This window comes from Stenotrophomonas pictorum JCM 9942, assembly GCF_001310775.1.
Taxonomy (GTDB): Bacteria; Pseudomonadota; Gammaproteobacteria; order Xanthomonadales; family Xanthomonadaceae; genus Stenotrophomonas; species Stenotrophomonas pictorum.
This window is the reverse complement of sequence record NZ_BAZI01000177.1, coordinates 1-5,752: the sequence shown is the minus strand read 5'-3', so window position 1 is coordinate 5,752 and position 5,752 is coordinate 1. Positions and strand designations below refer to the sequence as shown.

The 5,752-nt window shown below is 67.3% G+C and carries 6 protein-coding genes; 3 read left to right on the top strand and 3 right to left on the bottom strand.

The features are described 5' to 3' along the window. From JCM9942_RS09955 to fabG, 3 genes are all read left to right on the top strand, one after another. Positions 1 to 1,032, top strand: a 1,032-nt coding sequence (locus tag JCM9942_RS09955; protein WP_425478342.1) for an MMPL family transporter, incomplete at its 5' end; no start/stop codon positions are given. Beyond that, positions 1,019 to 1,453 carry a hotdog family protein gene (locus JCM9942_RS09950; RefSeq protein ID WP_054659390.1) on the top strand — a complete coding sequence of 145 codons (435 nt, stop codon included), beginning with the start codon at positions 1,019 to 1,021 and terminating at the stop codon, positions 1,451 to 1,453. The genes JCM9942_RS09955 and JCM9942_RS09950, both read left to right, overlap by 14 nt. Positions 1,454 to 1,487: 34 nt before the next feature. Beyond that, on the top strand, positions 1,488 to 2,219 hold the full coding sequence (gene fabG / locus JCM9942_RS09945; RefSeq protein ID WP_054659388.1) for a 3-oxoacyl-ACP reductase FabG: 732 nt from the start codon (positions 1,488 to 1,490) through the stop codon (positions 2,217 to 2,219). 70 nt (positions 2,220 to 2,289) lie between these two features. Here the strand turns inward: fabG and JCM9942_RS09940 are convergent, their stop codons facing one another. The 3 genes from JCM9942_RS09940 to JCM9942_RS09930 all read right to left on the bottom strand — a co-directional run. Further along, the gene (locus tag JCM9942_RS09940; RefSeq protein WP_054659386.1) at positions 2,290 to 3,564 is read right to left on the bottom strand and encodes a cation:proton antiporter; all 1,275 of its coding nucleotides are present in this window, start codon (positions 3,562 to 3,564) and stop codon (positions 2,290 to 2,292) included. Between the two features lie 22 nt (positions 3,565 to 3,586). Further along, positions 3,587 to 5,203 carry an NAD(P)/FAD-dependent oxidoreductase gene (locus tag JCM9942_RS09935; protein ID WP_054659384.1) on the bottom strand — a complete coding sequence of 539 codons (1,617 nt, stop codon included), beginning with the start codon at positions 5,201 to 5,203 and terminating at the stop codon, positions 3,587 to 3,589. Beyond that, on the bottom strand, positions 5,200 to 5,752 hold a 553-nt coding region (locus tag JCM9942_RS09930; protein WP_484600222.1), incomplete at its 5' end, for a glycosyltransferase family protein. The genes JCM9942_RS09935 and JCM9942_RS09930, both read right to left, overlap by 4 nt.

Here is a 5,752-nt window from a genome sequence, read left to right as displayed (position 1 = left end):
TTCTGGCAGAACGATCTGGGGCGGCTGACCCCGGTCGATCCGCAGGATCTGCAGCGCGATGCCGAGTTGCGCAAAGAGCTGGGCGCGCCAGACGTGCGCTATGTGCTGACCCTGCGTGGCGAAAATGCACAGGCAGTGCTGGCGGCTTCGGAACAGCTGCGCCCTTCCCTGGAGCAACTGGTGGGCGAAGGCGCGCTGGACAGCTATGACATGGCGGCGCGCTACCTGCCCAGCGCCGCGACCCAGCGCAGGCGCCAGGCGCAATTGCCCGACACCGCCACCGTGCAACATGCGCTGGATACCGCGGTCACCGAGACCCCGTTCCGCGCCGATGCCTTCGCGCCGTTTGTGCGGGATCTGCAGCAGGCCCGCAGCGCGCCGCCGTTGCAGCCCGCCGATCTGGAGGGCACGCCCTTGGCGACCGCGGTGGGGGGCTTGCTGCTGCAGGGCCCGGATCATGCCACTGCGCTGGTCTCGCTGGGCGGGCTGCACGACGTGGAAGCCGTGGCCAGCGCCGCGCGTGCCCACGGCGCCGAGCTGCTGGACATGAAGCATGCCTCCGAAACGTTGGTGGCTGCCTACCGCGGCCGCGTGCTGCTGGCGCTGGCGGTGGCGATGGTGCTGCTGACCGCCACCGTCTGGCTGGCGTTACGCTCGCCGTGGCGGGTATGGCGGGTGTTGTTGCCGATGGCGCTGAGCACGCTGCTGGTGCTGGCGCTGCTGCGCGGCTGCGGTGTTGAACTGAACCTGTTCCACCTGATCGGCTTGATCCTGGCCGCCGGGCTGGGATTGGATTACGGGCTGTTCTTCGAGCATGCCGGCGACAACCATGCCGACCAGTTGCGCACCCTGCATGGCCTGCTGGTCTGCAGCCTGATGACGTTGCTGGTGTTCAGCCTGCTGGCGTGGTCCTCGATTCCGGTGTTGCGCGCCATTGGCAGCACGGTCGCTCTGGGAGTGGTGTGCAACTTCGTGCTGGCGCTGCTGGTATCGCGTCATCCGTCGCGGGAGAGTGCCGATGGTCACGCGTGAGCAGATCCTGTCGATGATTCCGCACCAGGGCGGCATGTGCCTGTGGGACCGCGTGCTTCACTGGGATACCGGCAGCGTGCAGCTGCAGGCCGGCAGCCATCGTGACCCGGAACATCCGCTGCGCCACAACGGGCAGCTGGGCGCCATCCATCTGTGCGAATACGGCGCGCAGGCGATGGCGGTGCATGGCGGGTTGCGTGCCCGCGATCACGGCGGCCGGGCGGCGCCAGGCGTGCTGGTGGCGCTGCGTGATGTGCAGCTGCATGTGTCGCGCATCGACCAGTTGCCCGGCCTGATCCAGGCGCATGCACAGGTGCTGGTGGAAGCCGAGGCCAGCCAGCAGTACGGCTTCCGCATCCTGCATGCCGGCCAGCTGCTGGCCGAAGGCCGCGCTGCGGTGATGCTGCAGCCGCTGGCATGATTTCCTTTTTTCTCGACCGATCACGGATTCGACCATGACCTCTACTCCACGACGCGCCCTGGTGACCGGAGGCAGCGGTGACCTCGGTGGCGCCATCTGCCGCCAGCTGGCGGCCGACGGCCACCATGTGATCGTGCATGCCAATGCCAACCTTCCCCGCGCGCAAACCGTGGTGCAGGAGATTCTCGCCAGCGGCGGCAGTGCCCAGGCGGTGGCCTTCGATGTCGCCGATGGCGCAGCCACCGCGCAGGCGCTGGAGGCGCTGCTGGCTGATGGCCCGGTGCAGATCATCGTCAACAACGCCGGCATCCACGACGACGCGCCGATGGCCGGGATGGACGCGGCCAAGTGGACCCGGGTGATCGAGGTGTCACTGCACGGCTTCTTCCATGTCACCCAGCCGCTGCTGCTGCCGATGGCGCGCACCCGCTGGGGCCGCATCGTCAGTGTGTCCTCGGTAGCCGCGGTGCTGGGCAATCGCGGCCAGACCAACTACGCCGCGGCCAAGGCCGGCCTGCATGGTGCCTCCCGGTCACTGGCGCGCGAGATGGCCAGCCGCGGCATCAGCGTCAACGTGGTCGCCCCCGGGGTGATCGAAGGGCAGATGGCCGCCGACGCCTTTCCCGCCGAGCTGATCAAACAGACGGTGCCGGCCGCGCGCGCCGGTACGCCGCAGGAAGTGGCCGCGCTGGTCGCCTTCCTGTGCAGCGATGCGGCCGGTTACATCAACGGCCAGGTGATCGGGATCAACGGCGGCATGGGCTGAGTGGCGTTGCGGTAATGGAGGCGGACGGCGTGGATTGCCTCCGGCCCCGGCAGTGCCCGGCCGGCGCGCCTCACCGGGGCGGGCTGGTTTCCGTGATGCGGCCAGGCCCTTGCGTGCCCGACGCCGGTTGCCGCCTTCCGGCAAACAGGGTCAGCAACGGCCCGGTCATCAGTGTGGTCACGATTGCCATCACCAGCAGCAGCGTGAACAGCTCCTGGCCAATCAGGCCGGCATCGAGCCCGACCTTGATCACGATCAGCTCCATCAGCGCCCGCGCGTTCATCAGTGAGCCCACCGCAAACGAATCCCGCCAGGGGTAGCCGCCGATGCGGGCCCCGGCTGCGCCGCCCAGCACTTTGCCCAGCACCGCCGCGGCCAGGATCAGCGCCAGCGCACCGAGCCCGGCCCCGACAAAGGCGTCGGCACTGGTGTCCAGCCCGGCCAGTGCGAAGAACACCGGCATCAGCACGATCACCGCCACGTGTTCAAGCCGCTCGATCAGGCTCTTGAGCAGGCGGTCGTCGCGCGGCAGGCAGGCGCCGAACAGGAACGCGCCGAACACCGGATGCAGGTGCAGCCATTGGGTGGTGGCGGCGCAGGCGAACACGCCGATCAACAGCGCCGCCATCATCATCCCGGATGGCACGCCGTCGGCCGCGTAGCGTCGCAGCAGCCCGCCGAACAGCGGACGCAGGCCGCCGAACACCAGCGCGCACAGCAGTACCAGGCCCAGGGTGGTCTTGAGAAAGCCCGTGTAGCCCTCGCCCGAACCGATCAGCGCCACCACCAGCGCCAGCATCATCCAGGCGAACACATCGGCGATGGCGGCCGCCGACAGCGACAACCGTCCGATACGGGTATGGGTCATGCCGCGTTCCTTGAGAATGCGTGCCATGATCGGGAAGGCGGTGATCGACATTGCCGCGGACATGAACAGTGCGAACGGCCAGAAGCCGACGCCGGCCGGGGCCAGCGTCGGATGCAGCCACGGCGCGATGCCGATGCCCATCGCCATCGGCAGCAGGACGCTGAGGATGCCGACCCAGCCGGCGCTGCGCAGCTGCGCACGCACACCGTCGGGCGCGCGCAATTCGGCACCGACGATGAACATGAAAAGCACCAGTCCCAGTGTCGACAGCGCCGACAGCGCGGGCAGCGAGGCCGGTGCGAACAGCGTGGCGTGGAAGCCCGGAAATGCGGCGCCCAGCACGATCGGGCCGAGCACGATGCCGGCGGCCATCTCGCCGATCACCGGCGGCTGGCCCAGATAACGCAGCAGCAGACCGCACAGGCGAGCGACCGCCAGGATCACCAGCAGCTGCAGCAACAACGGGGTATGTGACATTGGCTTTCTCGCGGAGGCCGGTTCAGCCGTACCAGTGGGGGGCCAGTGACGGCGCGGTGGCCGGCGTTGCCGCGACCAGGGTTTCCAGGCCATGGCTGTCGATCTGCGGGTGACGCAGGCGCGCCTGTTCCAGCACCTCGCCGGCCAGCTGGCGCATGCGCTGCACATTGCCGTGCAGCTGCTGCACCAGCACCTCGTCGGCAACGGGCGTCTGTTCGTGCAGGGCGCGGTTCATGGCGTAGAACCAGTCGATGCCGTGCTGGTCGAGCAGGCGGCCATCCGGGCGCAATGGACCTTGGTTGCGCGCGCCCCAGTCGCGCAACAGCGCCTGCATACCGAGGTTGAGGGCCCGGGCCTGCTGGAACAGGTCCCTTATCCGTCCCAGCAGCCCGATGTCGGTGAGCTTGTCGGCAAAATACAGCGGGGCCAGCAATGCCCAGTAGTAGGTGTAATCCCAGATCACCTTGACCGGCATGACCTGGGCATCGCCAAACAGCGGGTACTGGTCCTGATACAGGGTCAGGGTGTTCTCGTAAAAAGAGAAGTACACCTGCTGGTAGATCTCCGCATACGGCGCCCACGTCTGCTGCTTGCGGTCGCGTTCGATCAGGTCGCAGATATAGCCGTTGCTGATGGCGATGAAGTCGCTGCCGGGCGAATAGAACGGATCCAGGAACAGCCCGGCCTCGCCGGTCAGCGCCCAGCGGTCGGCCGAGAACACCTGCTTGCAGCCATAGGAGAATTTGCGCAGGAACAGGAAATCCTGCAGCGTGTGCTGTGGCTGCTGCAAGGTGGCGGCCATCTGCGGCTGGTGTTGCTGCAGCCAGGCCATGGCTTTCTCATGGGTGTTCATCCGCTCCAGCGGATGCATCGCGGCATCGCAGACAATGCCCAGTGAATGTGCGCCGGAGGACAGCGGAATCAGCCAGAACCAGTAGCCCGGGCCACACAGGTGATTGGTCGAACGCCAGCGGTCCGGCGGTGTGCAGCGCTGTTGCCACTGCGGATCATCACTCCACTGGTTGGGATCGATGTGGCCATCGACCCGCCACCACACCGCATTGGCTTCATGTGCGTTGGCCTGCGCCAGATCCAGCTTGCGCTTGAGCAGCCCGGCGCGGCCGCTGGCATCGACCAGCCAGCGCGCGTGCAGTGTCGTGGTCTGCTGCTGGCGTTCGTAGCGGACCTGGTGGGAATCCGCGCCCTCACCCAGCTCGATGCCGCGTACCACCGCCTCATCCAGGAACCGCACCCCGAGCGCGACAGCCTGTTCGCCGAGGAAGTTCTCGAAGCGGCCACGATCAAGCTGCCACGAGGGCGTTGGCAGCAAGCGGCTGACGCCCAGTTCGGTGCAGGCGGCCATATCGTGCTGGCCTTCGGAGAAGAAGAAGCGGAACCCGAACTTGCGGATATGCCGGTTTTCCAGGTGGTCCTTGAAACCGAGCACGTTGGCGAAATAGTGCGCGCCGATTTCCACCGTCGATTCGCCGACCTTGAAGGCCGCTTCCCGCACCGGATGGGCGCGGCGTTCGATGACCGTCACCGCCAGTGACGGATCGCGTTGTTTGAGCTGGATGGCGAGGCTGAGGCCGGCCAGGCCGCCACCCATGATCAGGACATCAGTGGCGGCAGAATTCATACGTGCTCCCGGTGGGGGCTGGACACGGCAACAGGAGGGCCGAACTCGCCGCTGGGGTCATCGATCAGCGGCGGATTGGCCTGGATGGCGCGGTACACCGCGCGGATGTGGCCGTAACGCAAGGCCTGCAGCACGATGTGGCTGGTGATGCGGTACAGGTCGCTGAGCGGGCGGAAGTGGCTGCGGCGGAACTGTTCGCTGCTGTTCGCGCTCTGGTAGCGCGACTCGATCGGTACCGACACGCAACGCGTGCCCAGCTGGCGTGCGGCTGAAATCACCACCTGTGCCTCAAACACGAAGCCTTCGCCGGGAATATCCTGCAGCGCGAGTACCTGCTCGGGATAGAAACGCTGCCCGCTCTGGCTGTCGGCGACCTGGTAGCCGGTGCCCCAGGCGATGCCCCAGTCGCCGAACTCATTGGCCAGCCGCCGGTGGATGGGTTGCAGCGCCCGCTTGCGCAGGCGCGCGCCGATGATGATGCAGCCGGGGTGGCGGTTGGCGCTGTCGAGCAGGCGCGACAGGTCGCTGGCGGCATGCTGGCCGTCACCG

Coding starts and splice junctions, on each gene's coding strand:
- JCM9942_RS09950 (WP_054659390.1), top strand. CDS start 1,019: ATGGTCACGCGTGAGCAGATCCTGTCGATGATTCCGCACCAGGGCGGC.
- fabG (WP_054659388.1), top strand. CDS start 1,488: ATGACCTCTACTCCACGACGCGCCCTGGTGACCGGAGGCAGCGGTGAC.
- JCM9942_RS09940 (WP_054659386.1), bottom strand. CDS start 3,564: ATGTCACATACCCCGTTGTTGCTGCAGCTGCTGGTGATCCTGGCGGTC.
- JCM9942_RS09935 (WP_054659384.1), bottom strand. CDS start 5,203: ATGAATTCTGCCGCCACTGATGTCCTGATCATGGGTGGCGGCCTGGCC.